The organism is Acidimicrobiia bacterium (assembly GCA_036271555.1).
Taxonomy (GTDB): Bacteria; Actinomycetota; Acidimicrobiia; order IMCC26256; family PALSA-610; genus DATBAK01.
The window spans coordinates 76,041-100,409 of sequence record DATBAK010000005.1; the positions used below are offsets into that span (position 1 = coordinate 76,041).

Below are 24,369 nucleotides of genomic sequence, written 5' to 3' on the forward strand. Positions count from 1 at the left end.
CGAGCCGGGTTCCGCGATCGCCGACGAGCGCGGCGGCGCCCGCCTCGCCCGCCCCGGTGCGGCCACCCGCACTCGTCGAGCGGGGCACGGACCTCGTCGCGATCGCGCGCTCGATCGACGACCGCCACGGCTGGCTCCTCGCCCACGATCCCGACCCGGGCCTCGCGAGCACGATCTACCAACCCGGCACGCGGTCCTACCTCGACTTCACCCGCAACCTCGCGACGCTGCAATCCCGGCGACAAACGCTCGTGTCGATCGGACAGCACTGCACGTACGCGGTCGCGACCGTGCACCCGACGCTCGTGAGCCTGCGCGTGCACGAGCAAATCCACGAGGACCGCGTCGTCGACGCGCGCGGTCATGTCGTCGCGGTCACGCGCTACGACCGGCCGAACGACTACGTGGTGGTGCTCACGCGTGGCGAGGGCGCGCGCTGGCGACTCGCCGACATCACGCAGGTGGCGACATGAGACGCGCTCGATGGCTGGTCGTGGTCGCGTTCTCGCTCGCGATCGTGAGTGCGCCCGCCGCCGCGGGCGCGCGCATCGGCAACGCGCCCGTTCGCGCCGACGCGGGACACGGCGGCGGTGACTTCGGCGGGACCCCGCCGGTGCTGGGTGTCGGGCTGCTCGTCGCGACGCCGGGCGCGCACGGCGGACTCGGCGCGACGTACCGCGCCGACGATCCGGGCGCGCCGCGACCGATGTACACGCGCGCGATCCCGGCCACGTCGGAGCACCCCGACCTCTCGAACCTGTGCTTCACGCCCGCCGGTCCGACCGGCCCCGAATACGGGCTCGGCAACGGCTGGCTCTTCGACATCCACCTGTTCTCGACGGCCGACGGACGCGACCTCGGCACGATCGGCTCGATCTGTCAGCCGCTCACCGCACCCGCGGTCGACGGCCCGCCCGCCCCGCCCGATGTGCCGCAGCCGCCGACCATCGGCGCGGTCTGGCGCGCGATCGGACTCGGCGCACCGCCACTCGGCACGAGCCCCGCGGCGCGCGGCGTCACCGGGTTGCCGACCTGGATCTGGACCGGCGCGGCCGCGCCCGCCGGCGTCGCGGTCGGGCTCGACGGTTACCGCGTCGCGGGGACCGCGCGCGTCGCCGGGTACGCGGTCTACACCGGCGAGGGCCGCTGGGCGCGCGTGGCGAGCGCGGGCACACCCGACGCGCCCGCGCTCACGCACACGTACGAGCACCGCGGCACCTACCGACTCGGCGTCGCGACGATCTGGACCGCGTCCGCGACCATGACCGGGCCCGGACTCGGTGCACCGATCACGATCGACCTCGGTGCCGCGCTCGTGACGAACGCGCGCGACTACCCCGTCGTCTCGATCCGCAGCGTCCTGTTGCCCTAGGTGCGGTGCGCGGTCTCGCGCAACGCGCGGTAGAGGAGCTCGGCGTCGCCGAGCCGCCGGCGCAGCTCTCGCTCGAGGCCGCCGATCGGATAGAGGTTCTGCGGCGCGCGCGGCTCTTTGTACCGCTCCGACGCGTAGCGCGGGAGCACCGCCGCGCTGCACTCCGCGAGCGCGACGACCGCGGGCACCGAGAGATCGGCGGTCGCCTCGCAGCGCACGACGCCCGCCCACGGCGCGTCCTCCGCCCCGGGGAGGCAGAGGTACCAGGAGTGACGGCTCCAGTTCCCGGCGATCAAGAACACCGGTGTGCGCTCCCCCGGGCCCAGCCGCCCGACCACCCGGTTCGGCTCCGCGGGCAGGTACTCGACGTTGTGCGTCTTGATCATCCCGACCGTGCGCGCCAGCGACGGCCGACCCCGCAGCGGCCCGTCGACGACGAGCAGGTCGTCGGTGAGATCGCTTGCGTCGCGCACGCGCTGTGCGACCTGGATCTCGATCTGGCTCATGCGACTCTGGAGCGCGAGCGTGAGCCCTTTCGGATCGCGCTCGAGCACGCGCTTCATGGCGAACGTACCGTGGCGCGTCTCGATGTCGACGCCGGCGGGCGCGCTGGTGAACAAACCCCGCTGCACCTCGGTGTCGACCACCCGCGCCGCGCCATCGCACGCGACGACACCCGCGGCGTACGACGCGCAGATGCCGGGCACCACCTGACCGTCGGGCTCGTCGATCCACACGCGCGCTTCGACGCGACGAACCCCGTCGACGAACAGCACGACCGACGGCGGAACGCTCGCCCGGCTCGGAGCGATCGGTCGCCACTCGGCGGCCGGAACTTCGAGATCGAGCACGACGTCGTCGCCGCGGCTCGGTTCGAGCTCGGCTTCGAGCGCGCTCCCGTACGTCGGGTCCCACGGGTCGACGCGGAAGCGCATCGCGTTCGCGAGCGTCACGTCAGCACCTTCTCGACCGTCGCCGTACGCGCGTCCTTGCGCACGACGAAGCGCGTCGGCACGCGCTCCGACAACTCGGCGACGTGGGTGACGAGGCCGACCATGCGGTCGCCGACGGCGAGCGTCTCGATCGTCGACGCGACCGTCTCCAGCGTCTCGGGGTCGAGGCTGCCGAAGCCCTCGTCGAGGAAGATCGACTCCAGCTGCGCCGCGCCGTCGGTCGCGAGTTGGCGGAGCTGATCGGACAGCGCGAGTGCGAGCGCGAGCGATGCCTGGAACGTCTCGCCGCCCGACAGCGTGCGCACCGATCGGCGCTCGTCGGCGTTGCGGTGGTCGACGACGAGGAAATCCCGGCTCGTCTCGTCGAATGCGAGCGAGTACTGCCCGTTGGTCAGCTCCCGCAACGTGCTCGACGCGTCCTCGACGAGCAGACCGAACGCCTCCGACACGAGCCACCGCTCGAACTCGCTCGCGCGCAGGAGCTGGCCGAGCTGCTTCGCGACCGCGGCCTCTTCCTGCGCGCTCGCGAGCACCTTGCGGAGCTTCTTCGCCTCGGTCGCGGCCGCCTTGACGGCCGCGAGCTCGTGCTCGGCGTCGCGTTGCGCCCGCACCACGACGTCGGCGAGCGCGTCGAGCGTGACCGGCGCGCCGACCGCGACGCCGAGCCCCCCGCACGCCTCGACCAGCGCCGTGAGCCGCGCGCGCCGCTCCGCCTGCGCGGCATCGGTCGCCGCCTGCGCGTCGTGGGCACGCGCCTCGGTCGCCTCGGACTCGGCTTCAGCCCAGGCCGCGAGCGCCTCCCAATCGGCGAGCAGGTCGTCGTGGGGCTCGGGTGGCGCGGCACCGACCTGGAGGATCGGCTCGCGCCGCGCGCGCAGCTGCGCGGCCGCCTCCTTGCCGCGTCCCGCGAGCGCATCGACGCGACCGCGCGCGCCGTCGACCTCGCGGCGCGCCGCGTCGTCGGCCGCACGCGCCGCGTCGAGCGTGGTGCGGGCGGTCTCGATCCGCTCGATCAGCTCCGCGAGCTTCGACGCGTCCGGGTGTTCCGCCACGCGGATCGTGAGCTCGCGCTCGCGGGCCGCCAGCGAATCGCGCGCTCGACGGCTCGCCTCGGCCACGACCCGGGCCTGCTCCAGCGCCGGCGCGGCCTTCGCGTGCTGCTCCTGCGCGCGCTTCACCGCGGCGTCGGCCTTCGTGATCGCCGCCGGCGCGCGTCGCTTCGGAACCGTCGACACCGTCTGCCCGCACACCGGACACGGATCGCCCGCGTGCAGCGTCGCCGCGACCATGTGCGCGCGGTGCTCGGTGCGGAGGTCCTCCTGCGTCGCGAGCGCCGCGTCGCGCGCTTCCTCCGCGGCCGCGAGCGCCGTGCCGAGCTCGCCGACGCGCGCATCGGCTTTCGTCTGCGCGGCCTGCTGTTGCTCGACTTCTCGGGCGAGCGCGGCGAGGTCGTGGTGCGCGCCCCGCGCGGCCAGCAGGACCGCGAGATCGGGCAGCTTCGCGAACGCCTCCGAGTCGCGCTGCACGACCTTCTGCGCTTCCGCCGCGGTCTGGGTCGCCGCCGTGACGGCCTCCGCGGCCGTGCGCTGCTGCTCCGCGAGCCGCGCGACGTCGGATGGCACCTCGACCGCGCGCAGCAACCCGAGCAGCCGCTGCGCGCGCTCCGCATCGCGTTCGGCGTCGTCGACGATCTTCGTGAGCCGCTCCACCTCGGCGCGCGCGTCCTGGAGGTCGCGGCCCAGCTTCGTGCACGCGCCCAATTGCGCCGTGATCGTGCCCTTGCGCGCGTCCGAACCCTGTTCGACGAGCGCGTCGAGGCGAGGGCCGTCGAGGCCGATCTCCGCCTCCCGCCGCGCCGCGAGCGCGCGCGCCTCCTGACCCATCTCGGTGTAGACGCCGAGGTTCAGCAGCTCGACGAGGAGCTGCTGACGGTCGGCCGGCTTGTCGTGCAGGAAGCGGGCGAAGTCGCCCTGCGGCAACACCACGCACTTCGTGAAGTGCGCGAAGGGCAGGCCGAGCACGCGCAGGACCGCGTCCTCCATCTCGCTCACGCGCCCGGCGAGCACCTCGCCGTCGCGCACGCGCTCGAGCCGCCCGTCCGACTTCGGTGCGCCCGACTTCGCGAGCCGCACCACCCGCGCCGCGACGTACTGCTCGCCACCGACCGCGAACGTGAGCGACACCTTGGCCTCGAGCGCGCCGGTCGACACGATCGGTGCGATGAGACGGCGGTCGTCGTAGCGCGGGATCGTGCCGTAGAGCGCGAAGCAGATCGCGTCGATGATCGTCGACTTGCCCGAGCCCGTCGGGCCGACGAGCGCGAAGAAGTCGGCCCCGTCGAAGTCGACGGTCGTCGCCTCGCGGAACGCGCCGAATCCGGAGAGCTCGAGCGTGACCGGACGCATCAGGTCGTCGCCGTGTCGAGCAGGCGGTCGAACAGCGCGACGAGGCGGTCGTCGTCGTAGCCGGACTCCGCGAGGAAGCTTCGGAACAGATCGTGCGGTGTGCGATCACGACGCCGGTCCCGTTCGTCGCCGGCCGCGTGCTCCGAGGCGTCGGTCTTCGGCGGGTCGAGCCGGACCTCGACCACGCGCTCCCCCAGCCGCGCGCGCACCTCGTCGGCGAGGCCGGCCCGCGCGGGCTCGCGCACGACCACGCGCAGGAACGCGTCGGCGGCGATGTTCGCGACGCGCGCGGCCAGCTCGTCGAGCGTGCCCTCGACGATCATGAGGCGCGCGCCGGTGTCGAGCTTCACCTTCCGCACCTTCGCCGGGGTCGACGGGGTTGCTTCGATCACGAGCACGTGCTTGTCGTCGTCGACCTCGCCGAAATCGACCTGGATCGGCGACCCCGAGTACCAGATGGGCGCGCCGCCCGGGATCTCCTGCGTGAGATGGAGGTGCCCGAGGGCGACGTAGTGCGCGGCCGGGAACGCGGTGCCCGAGACCCAGTACGGCTCGATCGTCTGCGCGTCCCGCTCGCCGCCACCGAGCCTTCCGCCCCGTGCCATGCAGTGCGCGACGACGAGATTGACGCTCGCGGTCGAGAAGTCGGCGCTCAGCGCGTGGAGGAGCGCCTGCATCCGCTGCGCGTAGTCGCCCGCGTTGCTCGCGGCGTCGCCCGCCATCAGCTCGGTCGCGCGCACGACGTAGCGCTGGGAGCAGAACGGCAGCAGCGAGACGCAGGCCCGCTCCTGGCCCGCGCGCGCCGCGACCTCGATCACACCGCCCGCGTCGGGACGGGTCGGCAAGCCCAGCATCGTGATCTCGAGCTCGGCCATCAGTGGGCGCAGCGCGTCGAACTGGTGCGCGTTGTCGTGATTGCCGGCGATCACGACGACCTTGGCGCCCGTGTCGCGCAGCGCGAGCAACGCGTGCAACGCGACGCCCTGCGCCTCGGGCGGCGGCGCGGCCGACTCGTACACATCGCCCGCGACCACGATCAGGTCGACCGCCTCGCGCCGCGCGACCTCCGCGATCTCGGCGAGGACGCGACGGTGCTCGTCGAGGCGCGACGCGCCCTTGAGCAGCTTGCCGACGTGCCAGTCGGCGGTGTGGAGAATCTTCATCCCGAACCACCCGGCTCCGGGAAGCCCGCGAACGGATCGCCGCCCGGCGCGCCGCCCGAGCCCGCCGCACCCGCGCGGCCCGCTGGGCCCGCTGGGCCCGCGCCGGTCGGATCGCGCTCGTCCGGCCGCGTCGCCCACGCGGGGAACGGGAACTCCACGACGAGGGGCACGGGGATCTCGGGCTGGCTCACGAACATCGTGCCCGGCTTCGCGATCGTCGCCCGCTGCCGGTGCGCGGCGGGCAGGAACCCGTACTCCGGCCGCGCCGCCTCCGCCGAGTCGAGGCGCCCGACGACCCGGATCGCGGAGTTCGCGATCACGCGCCGCTCGACCTCGCTCGCGGTCTGCTCCGCGCCGAGCAGCACGATGCCGAGGCTGCGACCCCGCTCGGCCACGTCGAGCAGGATCTCCTTGATCGGCGACGTGCCCTCGCGCGGCGCGTACTTGTTCAGCTCGTCGAGCACGAGGAACAGCAGCGGCCGGCGGGCGCCGCGCTCCTCCTTCTCGCGGAACGCGGTGCGGATCGTGACCCCGACGACGAACCGCTGCGCGCGCTCGTGCAGGTTGTGGATGTCGACGACCGTGACCTTCGCGTCCGACAGCCGGATCTGCCGCTGCGCGCGCAGCGGGATGTCGGCGCGCACGAGCGGCGCGACCGCGCGTTGCGACGACAGCAACCGGCGGATGAACGCGTTGATCGTGCCCATGCCGGTCGCGGGGCCGGCCCAGTCGTAGCGGCTCGTCTCGTCGTTGAGCTTCTCGAGGATCAGCTCGACCACATCGTGATACGTGGTGAGCTTGCGCCCGTCGACCTCCCACGCGCCGTCGTCGCCGATCGGGTTGCCGTCGAGCTGCAAGCGGCGCGCGACGTTGTGGATCACCATCGTGTACTGGTTGCGGTCGTCCTCCGCGTCCGCGAACACGAACGGGAGAAGCTCGTCGGCGACGAACTCCTCGACCGTCCAGTAGAAGGACGCGACACCGGTGGTGCGGGTCGCGACGTCGGGGCCGGCGTTGGGATCGCCGCGTCGGGGCGGCGCGTACACGGCGACGGAGTCGAAGGGCGCGGCGGGCAGCCCGAGCGCGCGGTAACGCTCGGCCGCGACGGGGTCGAGGTGTGTGTTCGGATGGTCGAGGAACAGCAAGTCCTCGCCCTTCACGTTGAAGATCAGCGCCTTCGTGTTCACCGCGTCCGCGCCGAGGACGGTCGAGTTGAACAAGCTGTAGAGCAGGAAGGTCGCGTACGTCGTCTTCGTCGCGACACCGGAGATGCCCGAGATGTTGACGTGCGCGCCGCGCGTGCCGTCGATGAACTCGAGGTTCAGATAGAGGGGCTCACCGTCGCGGCCGAGCCCGATCGGCAGCTTCTTCGCCATCTGGTCGAAGTAGAGGGCGTGGTCGCGCTCGGCGTCGCTCGCGCGCCGGACCTCGGCGCCCGGCCGCGGCGGCACAAACGTCTCGGGCTCGACGCGTGTCGTCATCACCTCGGCCGACTCGACGACCGCGGCCGGCAGGACACCGTCCTCGATGAGGAAGACGTCGGAGTCGAAGCGCGCGCCCTCGTGCCGCGCGCGTACCTGCGACACGACACCCGACAACATCACCTGGCCGCGCCCCGGCACCGCGCGTTCGGTGACGACGACGTCGTCGAGCTGCAGGTACTGCTCGGGCGCGAGCGCGACCCAGAAGGTCAGCGGTGTTGCGTCCTCGGTGCCGAGCACGCGCCCGACCGCCGGTTGCGGCTCTCTTCCACCCACGCCGAATCCACCTTCATCCTCGCCGATCGACGGTCGCGGCGAGCCTACGACCGGCCTCGGACAGTGACGCGGTTTCCTGCGTCACACCACTCGCAGCGCGGGTCGATCGCGCTCCTCGAGCTCGGGACGCAACGGTCGCGGTGTGAGCGTCGCCTCCGCGACCTCGGGCAGGCCGCACTGCCACAGCGCACCGCGCAACGACACTTCCTTGAATCGCCCGTTCGTGCGGCCCGCCTTGTGCTCCACGAAGGTGTACGTATGGCCCGAGTCGTCGCACAGCAACGGCTGCCCGGTCTGCAGGTGGCCGAAGATCGAGATGCTCGGGCGGGGCGCCCGGTCGACCCGGCCGAAGAACTCGAAGTCGTCGATGAAGACGGGCCAGACGAGCTGCGCGGCACGGGCCCGTCGCGACACGGCGACGAGCGGTTCGTACCAGGCCATGTCCTGTACGGCGTCGGAATCGGGCGTCCACCACTTCATGCGGACGACGATACGAACGGGGTGTGACAGTTATCCGGGTCGCACTCGCTGCGGGCCGGGACAGCCGGCCCGCGGGCGCCCGCCGCTCCATGACGCGGGATGGGAGCAAAACCGGTCGCTGGCTCGCCCTGCTCGCCGCTCTCGCGCGTCGAAGTGACGAGCGATTCAGGCGAAGCCGAGCTCGCGGGCCATCGGTTGCGCTTCGAGCGTGCGGCCGTTCCACTCGGACGCGACCCCGCTCGTCGCGAGCCACGCGACCACCCGGCCGACGAGCTCCGGTGACGCGCCCTTCGACGCGTCGAAGCCGAACTCGGCCATGTCGATCGCGATGCGCTCCGTCGCGACGAAGCCGGGCGACACGTTCACCACCGCGACCCCGGTGCCCGCGACCTCGTGCGCGAGCACGCCCGCGACGCGGTGCAGCGCACCCTTCGAGATCGCGTAGCCGAGACCCCAGCCGCCGTTCCCCGCCGCGCCCGGGGGATCGCTCCACGCGACGTCGGACGTCATGTCGATCACCAGACCGTTGCCGCGTTCGAGCATCTGCGGCAGCACGAGCTTGATGAGCGCGAGTGGCGCCAGCACGTTCGCGTCGAGGTGCCTGCCGAGCAGATCGAGCGGTGTGTCGACGAGCCGGTCCATGTGTCCCGGCCCGACGTACCGGCCATTGTTGAGGAGCACATCGATGCGGCCCCACGTGTCGAGCACCGTCGCGATTGCGACTTCGAGCTGCGAGATGTCGAGGAGATCGGCGGGCAGGGTGAGCACGCGGCGACCCTCCGCCGCGATCGCCTCCGCGGTGGTCGCGAGACTTCCGGGCAGCGGGCGTACGTCGCGCTTGCGCACCGTCGACGAGTGCTCGCGTTCCTCGCCCTCGACTTGCGTGCGCGCGGTGCACGCGACGTCGAAGCCGGCGCGCGCGAGCTGGATCGCACACGCCTTGCCGATGCCGCGACTCGCGCCGGTGACGAATGCGACCGGCGCGCTCACGCGCCTCCACCCGGGTCGTCCTGTCGCGTGCTCTCTCGCTTCGGCACGGGGCTTCTCCGCGGTTCTCGGGCTGACCGCGCACTCCCTCCCGCAACCGTCACGGTCTCGGTGTCGCGACCGGATCGGAGGAGCGTGCCCGCCAACTCGCCCGTCGCCGCGCCGGCCTCGACGACCGTACGGCCACCGACGATCACGTGCTCCATTCCGCGCGCGCCGGCGTGCAGGCGCTCGCCGCCGGCCGGCAGATCACGCCGCACCTCGACCGGCTGCGACGCGATCTCCGCGGGATCGAAGATCGCGAGATCGGCGTGCCAGCCCACCTCGATCCGTCCTCGCCCGCGCAGGCCGAGCACGCGCGCGGGGCGATCGGTCATGAGGTGCACCGCCTCCTCGACCTCGAGCACCTTGCGCTCGCGCACCGCGTGCCCGAGCACCACCGACGGGTAGTTGCCGTGGCACATCAGGTCGATGTGCGCGCCGGCGTCGGATCCACCGAGCAGCACGCGCGGATCGCGCCACAGCTCGGCCCGCGCCTCCCAACCGGCTTGCGACGCGCCGAGGCTCGGCACCAACGACGGCAGGATGAGCGTGAGCGCGAGCCGGTCCGGCAGCACCACGTCGACGAGAACGTCGGCCGGCTCGACGTCGAGCTCCTGCGCGACCGAGTCGACGCTCCGACCCGCGAACGGTCCCTCCGCGATCTCGACGAGATCGAAGTGCGCCATCGCGGCCAGCCCGTTCGCGGCCGCGTCCGCGACCGCGGATCGCAACCGCGTGCGCGTCGCCGGATCGCGCAACGCGGCGCGCCGTTCGTCGTCGGGCATGCGCACGATCGGCTTCCAACCCGGCAGCGATTCCAGCAGGGTGCTCGCGCGGAGCCGCATGAGATCGGGCAGGGTGAGCGCGAGCACCTCCGCACCGCGCGCCGCGGCGATGTCGGAGGCCTCGAGCTGCTGTTCGTAGATCTCGACCGGCGACAGGCTGCCGAGCAGGTTCCAGTTGAGCGGACGGTTCGCGGCCAGCGACATGTCGGCCATGAGGTCCATGCGCTCGGCACTGATCTCACCGACCGCGGGGATGAACTCGAGCATCGTTCCCGGATGCGATCGGAGCGCGCCGGCGAGCGCGAGGAACTCGTCGCGCGCGGCGGCACGCGACGGCACCGGCTTCCCGGCACCGTCGGTGTGCGCGTCACCCAACGACGACGAGAATCCGAGCGCGCCCGCGGCCAGCGATTCGTCGAGCAACTGCACCATCGTCGCGATCTCGGCTGCGGTCGCGCGCCGCGCCGTCGCGTCGTCGCCCATCACGACGCGCCGGATCGTGGAGTGGCCGGCGAGGAATCCCGCGTTGACCGCGAGCTTGCCCTCGACCCGATCGAGGTAGTCGCCGAAGCTGACCCAGTCCCATGCCGGACCGCCCCGCAACGACGCGAGCGACATGCCTTCGACCCGCGCCATCATCTGCTGGATGTAGTCGACGTGCGCGGCGCCGAGGGGCGCGATCGAGAACCCGCAGTTGCCGCCGATCACCGTGGTGACTCCGTGCAGCGGCGACGGCGACACACCGGGATCCCAGAGCACCTGCGCGTCGTAGTGCGTGTGGATGTCGATGAAACCGGGCGCGACGACGAGGCCGTCGGCGTCGATCGCGCGCGGCGCGTCGGCGGCGACCGCGCCGATCTCCACGATCATTCCGTCGCGCACGCCGACGTCGGCCCGGCGCGCCTCGCGACCCGTGCCGTCGACCACGATCCCACCGCGGACGACGAGGTCGAGCGTCACGCCCGACCGTCCGCACTCAGGCCGCGTGCGACGTCGTGCTCGACGACGGTGCCGTCGAAGAAGGCGGGGTTGGCGCGCGTGAAGAACCGAACCGGGTTGGTGAAGACGAAGTCGCGGAAGTCGGTCTCGTCGATCCAACCGTGGTCGACCATCTCCCACGCCTCCTCGAGCACTTCGCTCATGTCGGGCACGTCCCAGTGCGCGACGTCGGATCCGAACATCGCCCCGAGCCGCGAGCCGAACGGGTTCACCTTCGTGTTGAAGGCGCTGCTCGTGAGCGGGTCGTCGGCCTCACAGCCGAAGAAGAAGCGAGGCACGAAGCCGTCGACGATGTCGTGCGCGGTCTCGATCTCACACGCCGCGAACTCGTCGAGCAATGCCGGATCCTCTCGCGGGCGCGACACACGCATCGGCTCCGAGCCCGCGACGAGCGCGCCGCCGTACTGGTCCATGAGCTCGAAGAAGAGCGTCTTGTCGATCGCCGCGGGATCGAGGTGCGCGAGGGCGACCCGGTTCCGCTTCTCCCAGTGCCCGATCAGATCCGAGAGCAAGGTCGCGGCCCACGCGACGCCGCCTTCGAGGAACGCGAAGTTGAGCTCGGGGAAGCGTCGAGTCACACCGCCGAGGAACAACGACTTGCACAGCGCGTGCTGACCCTCGGCGAGGTGACCGATGTGGTTGTACATGTAGCTCGAGATCGAGCGCCGGCTCCCCCACCCGATCGAGCCGGAATGGAAGGCGACCGCGACACCGAGATCGACGCACTTCTGCCAGACGGGGTCGTAGTCGTACGCGCTGTCGATGCCGTACATGTCGAGCCACGTGAGCCACGGCGCGAGGTCGGGGTGCGCGTCGACGACCGTGCGCACGGGGCGCTGCACGTACCCGGCGAGCAACACCGCCTTGAAGCCCAGCGTGCCGACCGCGTGCTCGAGCTCGGCGATCGCCTCGTCGGGTGTGTGCATCGGGATGGCTGCGACCGGAACGAGCCGATCGGCATAGTCGGCGAACGTCGCCGCGTTCGCGCGATTCAACGCGCGGCACGCGCCGCGCCGCTCGGCTTCCTCCCAGAGATGCAGGAACGCCAAGCCCACACTCGGGTACACCACGCTCACGTCGATGCCGAGCTCGTCGAGTCGTTCGTAGAGCAGGCCCGGAAACATCGCGGTGGCGAGATCGCGGGTGTTGCGCGCGGGTGAACCCCACCACGGCGGTCGTGCCGCGCGCGCGTCGGCACGCTCGCTCGCGCTCAACGCGTGCCAGTCGGTGTCGGGGCCGAAGTACGGCGGCAGCAACCGGCGCAGACTCGGGCTCTCGAGGTCGACGCCCTCGTCGCGCAGATAGGGCGCGAGCCCCGGGAAGAACTCGATGCAGTGGCCGTCGATGTCGATGACGGGATGATCGAGACGCTCGCGGATGGAGCGGGAGTTTTCCGAGCTGCTCACGATCGACTCCGATACGGAGACGACGGGCTTTCCCGCCGTGCGAACGGTCGGTAATGTACGCGCATTATGCCCTTGCCGACAAGCCTCGACGAGACACTCCGCGAGCTCGACCTCGCGCGCATGCGTCGCGAACGGTTCGCCAAGTTGCAGCGCGCGATGCGCGAGCAGTCGCTCGACGCGCTCCTGCTCCTCGGAACCGGCAACGTGATCTACGCGAGCGGTGCAGGGAACGTGCTCGCCGACAACAGTCGCCGCTACCACGATCGCATCATCGTGCTGGTCGTCGCCGGCGAAGAACAACCGCATGTGTTCAGCAGCCATCGCGACGGCATCCCACCCGAGCTCGCGGCCGACCACGCGCATCCACCGCTGTATCCCGAGACCGACGCGGGCGTTGCCGCGATGGCCGCAACGGTGAAGGAGCTCACGGGCGGCGCGGCGACGCGCATCGGGATCGACGACTACACCGCGCCGATGTGGTTCGCGCTCCCGAAGCTCCTCGCGCCGGTCGAGCTCGTCGACGCCGGTGCACTCCTCACCGACGCGCGCGTCATCAAGACGCCCGACGAGCAGGAGTGCATGCGGCGCTCGTGGGAGATCAACGAGTCGGCGACGTACGCGGCCGAGCAGATCCTGCGGCCCGGAATTCGTCTCACCGACCTGACGGGCGTGTTCCTTCGCCGCCTGTTCGAGCTCGGCGCGACCTGCAACTTCCTCGATCCCGTCTTCCAGGCGATGCCCGAGCGCATCGCCGACGGACCGTGGAGCACCAACGACGACGTGCCGTTCAACCTCATCACCGTCGACCACATCGTGAGCGAAGGCGACGTGGTCTGGACCGACACGGTGATGGGTTACGAGGGCTACGCGTCGGACGTCGGGCGCACATGGGTCGCGGGTCGCGTGTCACCGACGCGGCGCGACCTGCGCACGCGCTGGCAGGAGATCACCGACGCCGTGATCGAGCAGTTGAAGCCCGGAGTGACCGGCGACGTGCTCACGCGCCTCGCGATCGAGGCCAACGGCGGCACGAAACCGTGGCTCGACCACTTCTTCCTCGCGCACGGCCTCGGCCTCGAAGGTGGCGAACCGCAGCAGGTCGGCGCCGACCGCGGCCCCGAGTCCGACGAGAAGTTCGTGCTCGAACCGGGCATGGCCATCGTCGTCGAACCGGTGACCTGGCTCGACGGGCACGCGGGCTGGCGCTGCGAGGAGCTCGTCTTCATCACCGACGACGGCCACGAGAGAGTCAGCAACTATCCGAACGAAGGGGCCGAGTGATGCGCGGACTCCTCGCCCTCGAAGAAGGCCCGCGCATCGACTTCGACGCGCTCCGACGGGCGCGCCGCGCTCGGGTCGTCGAGATGATGGACGAACGCGGGATCGACGTGCTCATGTGCACGCGGCAGGGCAACGCGCGCTACGTCGTTGGTCACCGACCGCTGTGGCGCGCGGTGATCACGCCGTGGGCACCGATGGTCACGTTCGTGCGCTCGACGCTCGGCATCCACCTGCTCGCGGCCACGTGGGACGACGGACTTCCGGCCGACATCCCGCACGAGAATCTGAACGCGCTCACGTGGAACGCGTCGAACACCGTCAACGCGATCCGCAACATCGGTGGGCTCGCCGACGCGAGGCGGATCGCGGTCGACGGCATGCAACCGGGGCTCGCGAGGCTGCTCGGCATGCTCGCGCCCGATGCCGAGCTCGTCGACGGCGAAGCCGCGATGCGGCGCGTGCGCGCAGTGAAGCTTCCCGCCGAGATCGAGTGCCTGCGCACCGCGATCGCGATGGCCGAGGGCGCGTTGACGACCGTCGCCGACTCGCTGCAACCGGGCACCACCGAGCTCGAGTTGAAGGGTCGGTTCCAGGAAGCGGTCTGCGCCTACGGCATCAACCACCCCACGTACGAGGGTTCGTTCTGCGCGACCCCGCGCGCGGGCGCAGCCGACGCACCGCCGTTCCGGCGCATCCCCACCGCGCGCCCGGTCGGTGCCGGCGAGCTCGTGGCGATGACCGGAAGCGTTCAGTACGCGGGGTACGAAGGCGTCGCCGCGCGCACCCACCCGGCGCTCGGACCCTCGGGCAACGTGACGCGCGCCCAGCAATCATTGGCCCGTCGCTTCCACGACGCACACGACGCGGTGGTGGCCGAGTGCACACCGGGCACGCTCCCGAGTGCGCTGGTCGGCGCGTGGACGAAGTCGGGCGAGCCGCGACCGCCGGTTCCCGTGGCCTACGGAATCGGGCTCGGTGTCGAGGCTCCGATCGTGGACGACCGGCCCGTGCACCTCGACGAGCCGCTGGCCGCCGGCAACGTGCTCGTCGTGCAGGGTTACGTGTGGGAACCCGGCGTCGGCGGCATCTTTGCGGCCGACACCGTGCACGTGACCGACGACGGTCCGGAGCGGCTCACGAAGCTCTCTCACGAACCGCTTTCTCACGATCCGCGCTCTCACGCGCCGTTCGGTCACGAACCGACCGATGGGGCGTAGCCGGCGCGGTCATCGCGCCGAGCAGCATGTCGACGAGGTTGTCGACGAAGCGGTCGTCGGGCAGCACGTCCTTCGCGATCGCGCGCGGGCTGAGCTGGTCGAGCCGCCGCGCCCGATCGGCGGCGGCGCGACCGATGAACGGATACATGAGCCGGCTGCGCTCGGCCCAGATCTCGGGCGGCAGCGGCGGACACCGCTCCGCGAGCAACGCCATCGCTTCGAAACCTGCGGTCTTGCGCAGGACCGCGCGCACGGCGCGCGGCGCGCGGTCGAGTGTCGCCGTGAGCTCGGATCCGATCTGCAGGTACGCCCGCTCGCGCCACCCACGTTGCGCGAGCTCGGTGACCGGGCGCACGACGGCCTCGGCCGCGGCGCGCACATCCGAGCCCGACGTGTCGGCGACCGCGAGCAGCTCGAGGCGGCGCGCGCGCAAGATCGGCACGTACCGTTCCAGGATCGCGAGCAGCAGATCGTCACGGCCGCCGAAGTGGTACTGCACCGCCGACGTGTTGCGTTGACCCGACTCGCGCACGATCTCGGCGAGCGACACGGAGTCGAGGCCGCGCTCGGCGAACAGCCGTGCGGCGGAGTCGATCAACTTGTCGCGAGTCGACGGCTCGGGCTCGATCATGCGGCCGTCACGGTAGCAACGGGCGCCCGCCCGCCTGCGAGGAGCCGACGATGACGGTGTCACTCGAGACCGCAACCGAGTGGGTGCGATCCATCGCGGCGCGCGGCCTGCTCGTCGGCGCGGAGCGCATTCCGAGCGCGAGCGGGGGCACGTACGCGCACCACAACCCGGCGACCGGCTCGCTCCAGGCCGAGGTGCCGCTCGCCGGGGCCGACGAGGTGAACGCGGCGGTCGACGCCGCGCGCGCCGCGCTCCCGACGTGGCGCGCGATGCCGATCCCCGATCGGATCGCCGTGTTGCTCCGCCTCGCGGATCTCCTCGAACGCGATCGCGAGGCCGCGGCCGCGATCAACGCGCTCGACAACGGCACTCCGGTCAGCGTGCTCGATTCCGGCGCCTACGCGGCGTCGTGGACGCGCTACTACGCGGGCTGGATCGACAAGATCGAAGGGCACGTCGCGCCGATCTACGCGCCGAATCACTTCGACTACGTGCTCCCCGAGCCCTACGGCGTGGTCGCGACGATCGTCCCGTGGAACGGCCCGATGATGGGCATGGGCCACAAGGTCGCGCCCGCGCTCGCGGCCGGCAACGTCGTCGTGTGCAAGCCACCCGAGATCGCGCCCTTCGGCGCGCTGCGGTACGCGGAGCTCGCGCTCGAAGCCGGGCTCCCCGCCGGCGTGCTCAACGTGATCCCGGGCGGCGCCGTGACCGGCGACGCGCTCGTGCGCCACCGCGGCGTCGACAAGATCTCGTTCACCGGAGGAGTCGCCACGGCGAAGCGCGTGATGGCGGCGGCGGCCGACGCGCTGACACCGCTCACGTTCGAGCTCGGCGGCAAGTCGGCGAACATCGTCTTTCCCGACGCGGATCTCGACCTCGCGTGCGCGGTCGCGAGCGTCCTCGGCGCGGTCGCGTTGAGCGGGCAGGGCTGTGCACTGCCGACGCGTCTCTTCGTGCACGACGACGTGTACGCCGAAGTCGTCGCGCGGGTGGTCGCGACGGTCGAAGGTGTCACGATCGGCGATCCGCTCGACCCGTCGACGCTCATGGGCCCGGTCGTCACCGAGACCGCGTGCGCGCGGGTGCTCGGCGTGATCGAACGCGCGAAGTCCGACGGCGCGGGCACGCTGCTCACCGGCGGTCACCGCCTCCGAGGCCCGCTCGCCGACGGCTACTACATCGCCCCCACCGTGTTCGGCGACGTCGACGATACGAGCGACCTCGCCGTCAACGAGGTGTTCGGCCCCGTGCTCTCGATCATGCGGTTCCGCGACGAAGACGACGTCGTCGAGCGCGCCAACCGCAGCGACTACGGGCTCGCGGCCTACGTGTACACGCGCGACGCGTCGCGCGCGCACCGGATGGCCCGCCGGCTCGAGGTGGGCGCGGTGACCCTCAACGCGTACCCGTTCCTCTCCCCCACCGCGCCCTTCGGAGGCCACAAGCAGAGCGGCTTCGGGAGCGAAGGTGGGCGCGCCGGGATCGAGGAGTTCCTACAGCGCAAGAACGTGCTGTCGGGCCTCTGACCGTTCAGGCGGTCGCACCACCGTCGACGACGTAGGCCGCGCCGGTGATCATCGCGGCGTCGGCCGACGCGAGGAACGCGATCACCCCCGCGATCTCCTCGGGCTCCGACTTGCGCTTGATGATCGACCCGGCGCGACCGAAGAGGGAGAAGTCGGCGTCGTCCGGGATCTTCATCGCGCCGAGAAACGCCGTGTCGACACTGCTCGGGCACACGCAGTTCACGCGCAGTCCTTGGCGGCCGAACTCGACCGCGAGCGATTTCGTCAGCATCACGACGCCACCCTTCGACGCGCAGTACGCCGCGTTGTACGGCGTGGCGCGCAGGCCGGCGACCGACGCCATGTTCACGATCACGCCGTCGCCCTGCGCGAGCAGTGGCTCCAACGCGGCTTGGCACATCAGGAACGTGCCCGTGAGATTCACCGCGATCGTGCGGTTCCAGTCGTCGAGCGGCAAGGTGCGCGTCGATGCCATGGCACCGACACCCGCGATGTTCGCGAGTATGTGCAACCCGCCGAACGTGTCGACGGCGTGCGCGACCGCGGCCGTCACCGACGCGGGATCGGCCACGTCGCACGGCACGGCAGACGCGTTGCCGCCGGCGGTTGCGATCGAGTCGACGGTCTGGACCGCCGCGCTCAGGTCGACGTCGGCGCACACGACCGCGGCGCCCTCGGCCGCGAATCGCTGCGCGGTGGCACGCCCGATCCCGCCCCCGGCGCCGGTCACCAGCGCTACCCGTTCCTCGAATCGCAGCATGAGCCGAGCCTAGGAAATCTGGCTGCGACCGCGTTCGAGGATGCCGGCGCGCTTGGCCTCGATCGCGGCCGGGTCGAAGCCCGCGCCCTCCCACTCGCGCGACACGAGATCCTCGATCCTCCACGCCTCCGCGACGGTGGTCTCCGAGCTCTCGTGGTACGTCGCGAGCATGCGCCGCACCGCGTGCTGGTCGATCGAGATCGAATCGGTCGCGACCGTGCGGCAGAACGGCAGCAACTCCTCGTGCGGCACGACGTGGTTCACGAGTCCCCACTCGTACGCCTGCTGTGCGTCGATGAAGTTGCCGGTGACGCTCATCTCCCGAGCGCGCGCGACGCCGATGCGCTGCGCGAGCAGCACGGTCAGACCCCAGCCGGGCATCACGCCGACGCGCGCGTGCGTGTCGGCGAAGCGCGCGCGGTCCGACGCGATGAGGAAGTCGCACGCGAGCGCGACCTCGAAGCCACCGGTCACCGCGACGCCGTTGATCGCGCCGATCAGGAGCTTCGAGCGCGGCGGCAGCGCGCCCTTCGTGGGAAGGCGGCCGTCGGCGTCGCGCGCGCCCATGTCGGCGAAGCCCTCGCCTGCCGCGCGGGTCGCACCCGAGCCGAACTCCTTGAGGTCGACACCAGCAGAGAAGGCGGGGTCGGTTCCGGTGAGGATCATCACGTCGACGTTGTCGTCGTGCTCGCACGCGTTCACCGCCGCCGGCAGCTGCTTGCGGACCGCGCGGTTCAGCGCGTTGCGCGCCTCGGGACGGTTGATCGTGATCGTCGCGATGCGGTCACTGATGTCGACGAGCACTTCGGAACTCATGCGGCTACGCCCTCCGGATTCACTATCACGATGATCCCCAGCCTCCGGCAGCCGTCGGCCTGCGCCGGGCTCGCAAGGCATTCACTCCAGGTAGACGATCTCGCCCTCGGAGAGATCGATGACGGCTTGTGCGGCGATGTGCAGCGCGGAGTGCAGCACCTCGAACCGCTCGGTCTCCGGGTCGGAGTCGGTCGCGTCGTCCGGCGCGGCCACGTCACCCGCGTCGGTGAGGCCCGCGAGCGCGGCGTCCCAGTCGGTGCGCTCGGCGGCGACGCGCAGCCGCATCACCGGCGCCTGCAACAGCGCGCGCGTGAGGTCCTGCACGATCGTGACCACGACGTCGGTGCTGGTGCGCACGCCCGGCGTCGCGAGCAGGTGCAGCGCCTGGAGCTTGCGCATCGCGAGCGCGGCGACCATCGACGGCTCCGACATCTCGCGCACGACCTTCTCGCTGTCGACCGCGGCGAGGTCGAGCGCCACCGAGCTCGGCACGTCGAACCACTCCTTGAGCGTCTCGAACAGCTCGGCCGTCACCTCACCGAGCGCGAGCAGCTCGGGTGGCTTCTCTCGGGCATCGAATCGCTCGTCGTCGGGTCGGCTCGCCATGCCGCCATGCTGCTCGCGCCGTCAGCGGAAGTCGAACGCGACCTTGATCGCCCCGCTGTCGTCCTGGGTCGCGAGCGCAACGAACGCATCGCGCCAGTCCTCGAGGTGGAAGCGGTGCGTGAGCATGCCGGTCAGGTCGACCCGGCCGTCGCGTACGAGCTCGAGGTAGTGGTCGATGCCGTGCTTGCGTACGCCGTCGACCTCTTCGAACCCGAACGCGTTGCTCCCGACGTACGAGATCTCCTTGAAGTACAGCGGCGTGTCCTCCCAGAGGGTCGGACCGTGGACGCCCGCCTTCACGAGCGTGCCGCGCGCCTTGAGCACGCGCACCGCGACCTCGAACGTCTCGCGCTTGCCGACGGTGTCGTACACGACGTCGATCGCGCCGGGGTACGCCATCGGCTTCCCGTCACTCGGCACGAGCACGCCGCCCGACCACGCGGCTGCCTCTTCGATCACTGTGATGGCGGGCTCGTGACCGATCACGGTCGCGCCGAGCTTGCGCGCGAGCTCGGCCTGCGCTTCGAAGCGCGCGACGACGAGCACCTCGACGTCGGGGTACAGCGCGCGCAGGATCGCGGTCGCGCAGGTACCGAGTGCGCCGGCGCCGTACACCATCACCTTGCCGCCGGGTGTGGGTGGGTGGCGCGTGATCGCGTGCAACGACACCGCGAACGGGTCGGCGAACACCGCGAGCTCGTCGGGCACGGAGTCCGGCACCTTGAAGAGCATCGAGTCGTGCGCGGGCATGAGGTCCGCGTAGCCGCCGGTGGCGTCCTTCGCGGTGCCGGTGTGGATACCGGGCGAGATCGGTCCGACGGAGAAGTTCCAGCACAGGCTGAAGTCGCCGATCTGGCATGCGGGGCAGATCGGGTCGACGCCGCGCGGTCCGCACGACAGCCACGGGTTCAACACCACTCGGTCCCCGACCGCGAGGCCTTCCGTTTCGGGACCGAGCGCGACGACGTCGGCGACGACCTCGTGCCCGAGCACCTGCGGCAGCGAGAAGAACCCCTTCATCGGGTTGTCGGGGTTGCCGACCTCGTTGCCCCAGTCCATGAACACCTGCTTGGAGTCCGAGCCGCAGATGCCGGTGAGCCGGGGCTTCGTGACCACCCAGTCGGGCCGGAGGAACGGCGGATCGTCGAGGTCGACGAGCCTCATCGGCGTGTGCGCGAGGTTGCGCAGGAGCTGGTTGTCCTCCTGCGGCTCGGGCTGCGGGTCGGGCTTGACCCCGTAGAGCAGTGCTCGCATCGGTCCCCCTCGAGACGGTCGCCCGCAGCGTAGAGAACCCTGACGCCGGTGTCAGATGCGGCGCACGTGCGAAGCTGCGAGCCGATGCGTTGGGAGCGCAGGGTTGGGGTGGTGTGTGTCGCGGCGGCGGTCGTGCTCGCCGCGTGCTCGAGCGCGTCGAAACACGAGTCGACCCCGTCGACGACCGCACCCGCGAACTGCGCGGGCTGGGACGGTGGATCCTCGGGTGTCGCGACGGGTGATGCGACGACGGCCGCCGACCGGTGCCTGCGCCTCAACCAGGTGCAGGTGGTCGGAACGCACAACAGCTATCACTTCCGCGACGAGCCGAGCATCTTCGACACGATCAAGTCGTTCGACAAGGCGCTCGCGGATTCGATCGACTACACGCACCCCGTGCTGCCGACGCAGTTCTCACGGGAGGGCGTGCGCCAGATCGAGCTCGACGTTTTCGCGGATCCGAACGGCGGCCGCTACGCGAAGCCGAAGCTGCGCGAGCTCATCGATCACGTGACGACGCCGATTCCCGGAATGAGCAAGCCCGGGTTCAAGGTGCTGCACGCGTCCGACTCGGACTTCAACAGCAACTGCCTCACGTTCATCGCGTGCCTCGACGCGGTGAAGGGCTGGTCCGACGCGCACCGAACGCACCTCCCGATCGCGATCCTCGTCGAGGCGAAGGACGACCCCACGGTCGATCCGCTGAAGATGGGATTCGTGCAGCCTCCGCCGCTCACGACCTCCGACTTCGACGCGCTCGACGCCGAGATTCGTTCCGTGTTCAAGCCTTCCGACCTCATCACGCCCGACGACGTGCGCGGCACGCACGCGACGTTGGAGGAAGCCGTCAAGGCCGGCGGCGCATGGCCGACGCTCGGCGCGGCGCGCGGCAAGGTGCTCTTCCTGCTCGACCAGTCGGGGCAGCGCGAGCGCTACATCAAGGGGCACCCGAGCCTGAAGGGACGCGTCATCTTCACCAACGCGACGCCGGGTGAGCCCGACGCCGCCTTCGTCGAGATGAACGATCCGACGGGCGCGAACCAGGCGAAGATCCAGGAGCTCGTGCGCGAGGGCTACATCGTGCGCACCCGTTCCGATGCCGACACGGTCGAGGCCCGCGCCGACGACACGAAGACGCGGGACCTCGCGATCTCGAGCGGCGCGCAGTACGTGAGCACCGACTACCCCGCGCCGGACAAGGCGCCGTTCCCCGGCGGCTTCGAAGTCACGTTGCCGGGCAACCGACCGTGGCGCTGCGACCCCGTGAACACCGGGCCGGCGTGCAACTCGGCGGTCCTCGACACCCGCTGACTCCGGTCGCGCTCGCTGCGCTCGCCGCTCCGTGACGCGGCTGGGAGCAGCCGAGGGGGCGCCCCTGCTCGCTCCGCTCGCGGCCTGAGCCGCTCACGGTTGCTAGTCCGCGGGCGCCTGGAGCGGGAAGCGCGGATGCTCGGGTTCCAGCAATCGGGCGCGCTGCACGAGGACCACGCCGAGCGCGCCGGCCGCGGTCGCGGCGCCCGCGACCCCGAGCCCGACGCGCGGGCTCCACTGCCCGCACACCCAGCCGACGAACGGTCCGCCGATCACGGTGACGCCGAGCGTGAGCGCGCTGTAGATCGCCATCACCCGGCCGCGAACGTGCGGCTCCGACCAGAGCTGCATGTGACCGTTTGCGGTCGACCCGAAGAACACCGCGAGCGCGCCGACCGGAACCAGCGCGACCTCGACGCCCGCCTGCGACGGCCACGACGCGCACACGAGCAGCGCGATGCCGAGCAGCGCGGCCGCACCGACGACCGTGCTCGACGTCGGTCGCGCGCGGTGCGCGGCGGTGAGCGCGCCGACGACGGTGCCGCAGCCGAGCATCGCCATGAGCAGACCCGCGAGTCCCGCGCCGCCGTGAAAGGAGTCGCTCGCGAGCAGCGTCATGAACGTCGGGAAGTTGTAGACGAGCGTGCCGACGATCGCGACGAGCACGATCGTCGCCCGGATCTCGGTGACACCCCACGCGTAGCGCAGGCCGTCGCGCACGCGCGGGCGTTCGTGGTGACGCATCGCCGGACGCAGCTCGTGCGGCCGCATCGCGAGCAGCGCGACGACGACCGCGACGAACGATGCCGCGTTCACGAAGAAGACCCACGCAGTGCCGACGGTCGCGATCAGCAGACCCGCGATCGCGGGTCCGGTGATGCGCGCCGAGTTCATCACCGCGCTGTTGAGCGCGATCGCGTTCGCGAGCCGGTCGCGCCCGACCATCTCCTCGACGAACGCGTGCTGCGTCGGCTCGTCGACCACGGTCACGAGCCCGAGCGCGATCGCGAGTCCGAACACCATCCACGTTTGCACGACGCCCGTGAGGACGATGAGCCAGAGCGCGATCGCGAGGAACGCGGCGAGCGTCTGCGTGATCAACAGCACCTTGCGGCGGTCGAAGCGGTCGGCGATCGTGCCGCCCCAGAGGCCGAACACGAGGACCGGCGCGAAGCGGCAGGCGAACGTCGCGCCGACGGCCGTGCCGCTGTGCGTCAGCGTGAGGACGAGCCACGCCTCCGCCATCGTCTGCATCCACCCGCCGACGTGCGAGATGACGTTGCCGGTGAAGTAGAGGCGGTAGTTGTGCGTGTCGAGCGAGCCGAACGTCCGCCGGATCCCGGCTCGCAGCGCGCCGGGAGTGGCGTCCTGCTCCTGGCTGCCCGCGGTCATGAGCTCCGAACGCTACCGGCCCCTCCGGCGGCGTCCGTCCGAGATGTGGCGAGTGACGCCCGTCAGTCGGGCGCGCCGCCGACGGCGATCAACGCCGGGCCGGTGTAGTGCTCTCGATCCTCGGTGAGGTAGCGGTATCCCCACGCGACGGCGGCGCTCGGGAGACCGAGCGCCGCGACGACGTCCTGATGACGCTCGCTCGCGAACACGTACTCCTTGGCGAACGCGGTCTGCACCTGCGCGACGTCGCCGCGGCCCACGGCGGCGACGAGCGCCGCGGCGTCGAGGGCGGTCCCGTCCTCGAACGGCGCCTCGCCTGCCCCGAGGTCCACGTCGCCGAACATCGCCATGGGGTCCGGGATCCCGAGCTCACCGACCGGCTCACCGCTCGTGTGGACGGAGATCATGAGGACGTCGTCGTCGAACACGGTCGTCGTCAGCGCGACACACCCGAGCGCACCGGAGAGCGACGGGCCCGAGAGGTTGCCGGAGTCGTCCGCCTCGGAGAACACGACGACGACTCCGTCCGACTCCGCGAGATACGCAGGCCCGATGGCGACCTCGCGGACCTGATCGAGCTTCGTGCCGACGAGCGTCACGCTCGTGTACGAACTTCCCACGACTCCTCCTTCACGACGACCGAAGGCATCGGCCGATCGCGTGGCGGACTTGACTACGCCTCGCGCCCGAGGAAGGCGAGGACCTTCGTCTGCTCGTCGGCGCTCGCGGGCGGGTCGATTGCGGGGCCGAACGCCTGCGGCGCGCGCATCTTGTCGCCGAACGCTTCGGCCTCTGCGCGCACGTTGGCGAGGTCGCCGGACGAGATGCTCTCGTCGAGACCGGCGGCGCGCGCGAGGTCCCAGCCGTGCACGACGAGATCCATGCAGAGGAACTTGCCCACCGCGTCGTCGAAGCGCGAGCGACCGAACATGCCGTCGAACTCGGTCGCCGCGACCTTCGGGTCGTCGAGGCCCGCTTGGATGCGGCCGCGCGCCGCGTTCCAGGCGCCGAGCGGATCCTCGTCGGCCGCGGGCAGCGCGCCCATCTCCTGACCGACGAACTTCAGGAACATGCCCTGCGTCGAGATCACGTGCTTGGCGACGTCGAGCGCGGTCCAGTCCGAGCACGGCGACCGCGCACTCCACTTGTCGTCCGGTACCGCCGCGATCTTGTCGGCGAATGCCTGCGACAGGCGCGCGTACCGCTGCGAGATCTCCGACACG

At 71.2% G+C, this 24,369-nt stretch carries 22 protein-coding genes; 6 read left to right on the forward strand and 16 right to left on the reverse strand.

What is annotated here, in order from left to right:
• The first annotated feature begins 56 nt into the window (after positions 1–56).
• Both VH914_02595 and VH914_02600 read left to right on the forward strand, forming a co-directional pair.
• Positions 57–473: a hypothetical protein gene (locus VH914_02595; GenBank protein HEX4490069.1), complete on the forward strand. Its 417-nt coding sequence runs from the start codon at positions 57–59 to the stop codon at positions 471–473.
• Positions 470–1,372: a hypothetical protein gene (locus tag VH914_02600; GenBank protein HEX4490070.1), complete on the forward strand. Its 903-nt coding sequence runs from the start codon at positions 470–472 to the stop codon at positions 1,370–1,372. The genes VH914_02595 and VH914_02600 overlap by 4 nt, the downstream gene beginning before the upstream one ends.
• On the opposite strand, the gene VH914_02605 is transcribed toward VH914_02600, so the two are convergent.
• From VH914_02605 to VH914_02640, 8 genes are all read right to left on the reverse strand, one after another.
• The gene (locus tag VH914_02605) at positions 1,369–2,325 is read right to left on the reverse strand and encodes a hypothetical protein (protein HEX4490071.1); all 957 of its coding nucleotides are present in this window, start codon (positions 2,323–2,325) and stop codon (positions 1,369–1,371) included. The two genes, VH914_02600 and VH914_02605, sit on opposite strands and share 4 nt — an antisense overlap.
• Positions 2,322–4,730 carry an SMC family ATPase gene (locus VH914_02610; protein ID HEX4490072.1) on the reverse strand — a complete coding sequence of 803 codons (2,409 nt, stop codon included), beginning with the start codon at positions 4,728–4,730 and terminating at the stop codon, positions 2,322–2,324. The genes VH914_02605 and VH914_02610 overlap by 4 nt, the downstream gene beginning before the upstream one ends.
• Complete coding sequence (locus tag VH914_02615; protein ID HEX4490073.1) at positions 4,730–5,893, reverse strand: exonuclease SbcCD subunit D; 1,164 nt, start codon at positions 5,891–5,893, stop codon at positions 4,730–4,732. Before VH914_02615 ends, VH914_02610 begins: the two co-directional genes overlap by 1 nt.
• Positions 5,890–7,650, reverse strand: a complete 1,761-nt coding sequence (locus VH914_02620; GenBank protein HEX4490074.1) for an ATP-binding protein — start codon at positions 7,648–7,650, stop codon at positions 5,890–5,892. The genes VH914_02615 and VH914_02620 overlap by 4 nt, the downstream gene beginning before the upstream one ends.
• A gap of 81 nt (positions 7,651–7,731) precedes the next feature.
• Positions 7,732–8,130, reverse strand: coding sequence for a hypothetical protein (locus tag VH914_02625; GenBank protein HEX4490075.1), 399 nt, complete (start codon positions 8,128–8,130; stop codon positions 7,732–7,734).
• 165 nt (positions 8,131–8,295) lie between these two features.
• Positions 8,296–9,120, reverse strand: coding sequence for an SDR family oxidoreductase (locus VH914_02630; GenBank protein ID HEX4490076.1), 825 nt, complete (start codon positions 9,118–9,120; stop codon positions 8,296–8,298).
• Positions 9,117–10,904, reverse strand: a complete 1,788-nt coding sequence (locus tag VH914_02635) for an amidohydrolase family protein (GenBank protein ID HEX4490077.1) — start codon at positions 10,902–10,904, stop codon at positions 9,117–9,119. The genes VH914_02630 and VH914_02635 overlap by 4 nt, the downstream gene beginning before the upstream one ends.
• On the reverse strand, positions 10,901–12,349 hold the full coding sequence (locus VH914_02640; GenBank protein ID HEX4490078.1) for an amidohydrolase family protein: 1,449 nt from the start codon (positions 12,347–12,349) through the stop codon (positions 10,901–10,903). The genes VH914_02635 and VH914_02640 overlap by 4 nt, the downstream gene beginning before the upstream one ends.
• A 66-nt stretch (positions 12,350–12,415) precedes the next feature.
• On the opposite strand from VH914_02640, the gene VH914_02645 reads away from it, so the two are divergent.
• Positions 12,416–13,630, forward strand: coding sequence for a Xaa-Pro peptidase family protein (locus VH914_02645; GenBank protein ID HEX4490079.1), 1,215 nt, complete (start codon positions 12,416–12,418; stop codon positions 13,628–13,630).
• Positions 13,630–14,847, forward strand: a complete 1,218-nt coding sequence (locus tag VH914_02650) for a M24 family metallopeptidase (protein HEX4490080.1) — start codon at positions 13,630–13,632, stop codon at positions 14,845–14,847. Before VH914_02645 ends, VH914_02650 begins: the two co-directional genes overlap by 1 nt.
• On the opposite strand, the gene VH914_02655 is transcribed toward VH914_02650, so the two are convergent.
• Positions 14,765–15,478, reverse strand: a complete 714-nt coding sequence (locus VH914_02655; GenBank protein HEX4490081.1) for a helix-turn-helix domain-containing protein — start codon at positions 15,476–15,478, stop codon at positions 14,765–14,767. The genes VH914_02650 and VH914_02655 overlap by 83 nt on opposite strands.
• Before the next feature lie 50 nt (positions 15,479–15,528).
• On the opposite strand from VH914_02655, the gene VH914_02660 reads away from it, so the two are divergent.
• Positions 15,529–17,007 (forward strand): aldehyde dehydrogenase family protein, encoded by a 1,479-nt coding sequence (locus tag VH914_02660; GenBank protein ID HEX4490082.1) that lies wholly within the window; start codon positions 15,529–15,531, stop codon positions 17,005–17,007.
• 4 nt (positions 17,008–17,011) lie between these two features.
• Here the strand turns inward: VH914_02660 and VH914_02665 are convergent, their stop codons facing one another.
• The 4 genes from VH914_02665 to VH914_02680 all read right to left on the reverse strand — a co-directional run bounded on the left by VH914_02665 (position 17,012) and on the right by VH914_02680 (position 20,443).
• Positions 17,012–17,767: an SDR family NAD(P)-dependent oxidoreductase gene (locus tag VH914_02665; GenBank protein HEX4490083.1), complete on the reverse strand. Its 756-nt coding sequence runs from the start codon at positions 17,765–17,767 to the stop codon at positions 17,012–17,014.
• 9 nt (positions 17,768–17,776) lie between these two features.
• Entirely contained in the window at positions 17,777–18,583 is an 807-nt protein-coding gene (locus VH914_02670) for an enoyl-CoA hydratase (GenBank protein HEX4490084.1), read from the reverse strand.
• Between the two features lie 81 nt (positions 18,584–18,664).
• A complete protein-coding gene (locus VH914_02675; protein HEX4490085.1) occupies positions 18,665–19,189 on the reverse strand; it encodes a hypothetical protein in 525 nt (174 codons plus the stop codon).
• A gap of 21 nt (positions 19,190–19,210) precedes the next feature.
• On the reverse strand, positions 19,211–20,443 hold the full coding sequence (locus VH914_02680; protein ID HEX4490086.1) for an alcohol dehydrogenase catalytic domain-containing protein: 1,233 nt from the start codon (positions 20,441–20,443) through the stop codon (positions 19,211–19,213).
• A gap of 108 nt (positions 20,444–20,551) precedes the next feature.
• On the opposite strand from VH914_02680, the gene VH914_02685 reads away from it, so the two are divergent.
• Positions 20,552–21,754: a phosphatidylinositol-specific phospholipase C1-like protein gene (locus VH914_02685; GenBank protein HEX4490087.1), complete on the forward strand. Its 1,203-nt coding sequence runs from the start codon at positions 20,552–20,554 to the stop codon at positions 21,752–21,754.
• 102 nt (positions 21,755–21,856) lie between these two features.
• On the opposite strand, the gene VH914_02690 is transcribed toward VH914_02685, so the two are convergent.
• The 3 genes from VH914_02690 to VH914_02700 all read right to left on the reverse strand — a co-directional run bounded on the left by VH914_02690 (position 21,857) and on the right by VH914_02700 (position 24,368).
• The gene (locus VH914_02690) at positions 21,857–23,146 is read right to left on the reverse strand and encodes an MFS transporter (GenBank protein HEX4490088.1); all 1,290 of its coding nucleotides are present in this window, start codon (positions 23,144–23,146) and stop codon (positions 21,857–21,859) included.
• A gap of 62 nt (positions 23,147–23,208) precedes the next feature.
• Positions 23,209–23,766: a hypothetical protein gene (locus tag VH914_02695; GenBank protein ID HEX4490089.1), complete on the reverse strand. Its 558-nt coding sequence runs from the start codon at positions 23,764–23,766 to the stop codon at positions 23,209–23,211.
• 53 nt (positions 23,767–23,819) lie between these two features.
• Positions 23,820–24,368: a TIGR03086 family metal-binding protein gene (locus tag VH914_02700; GenBank protein ID HEX4490090.1), complete on the reverse strand. Its 549-nt coding sequence runs from the start codon at positions 24,366–24,368 to the stop codon at positions 23,820–23,822.
• Position 24,369 lies beyond the last annotated feature (1 nt).

Bases quoted from the DNA above. Each gene is read 5' to 3' on its own strand.
- VH914_02600 (HEX4490070.1), top strand. From the start codon at position 470: ATGAGACGCGCTCGATGGCTGGTCGTGGTCGCGTTCTCGCTCGCGATC.
- VH914_02610 (HEX4490072.1), bottom strand. From the start codon at position 4,730: ATGCGTCCGGTCACGCTCGAGCTCTCCGGATTCGGCGCGTTCCGCGAG.
- VH914_02615 (HEX4490073.1), bottom strand. From the start codon at position 5,893: ATGAAGATTCTCCACACCGCCGACTGGCACGTCGGCAAGCTGCTCAAG.
- VH914_02625 (HEX4490075.1), bottom strand. From the start codon at position 8,130: ATGAAGTGGTGGACGCCCGATTCCGACGCCGTACAGGACATGGCCTGG.
- VH914_02645 (HEX4490079.1), top strand. From the start codon at position 12,416: ATGCCCTTGCCGACAAGCCTCGACGAGACACTCCGCGAGCTCGACCTC.
- VH914_02650 (HEX4490080.1), top strand. From the start codon at position 13,630: ATGCGCGGACTCCTCGCCCTCGAAGAAGGCCCGCGCATCGACTTCGAC.
- VH914_02655 (HEX4490081.1), bottom strand. From the start codon at position 15,478: ATGATCGAGCCCGAGCCGTCGACTCGCGACAAGTTGATCGACTCCGCC.
- VH914_02660 (HEX4490082.1), top strand. From the start codon at position 15,529: ATGACGGTGTCACTCGAGACCGCAACCGAGTGGGTGCGATCCATCGCG.
- VH914_02665 (HEX4490083.1), bottom strand. From the start codon at position 17,767: ATGCTGCGATTCGAGGAACGGGTAGCGCTGGTGACCGGCGCCGGGGGC.
- VH914_02670 (HEX4490084.1), bottom strand. From the start codon at position 18,583: ATGAGTTCCGAAGTGCTCGTCGACATCAGTGACCGCATCGCGACGATC.
- VH914_02675 (HEX4490085.1), bottom strand. From the start codon at position 19,189: ATGGCGAGCCGACCCGACGACGAGCGATTCGATGCCCGAGAGAAGCCA.
- VH914_02680 (HEX4490086.1), bottom strand. From the start codon at position 20,443: ATGCGAGCACTGCTCTACGGGGTCAAGCCCGACCCGCAGCCCGAGCCG.
- VH914_02690 (HEX4490088.1), bottom strand. From the start codon at position 23,146: ATGACCGCGGGCAGCCAGGAGCAGGACGCCACTCCCGGCGCGCTGCGA.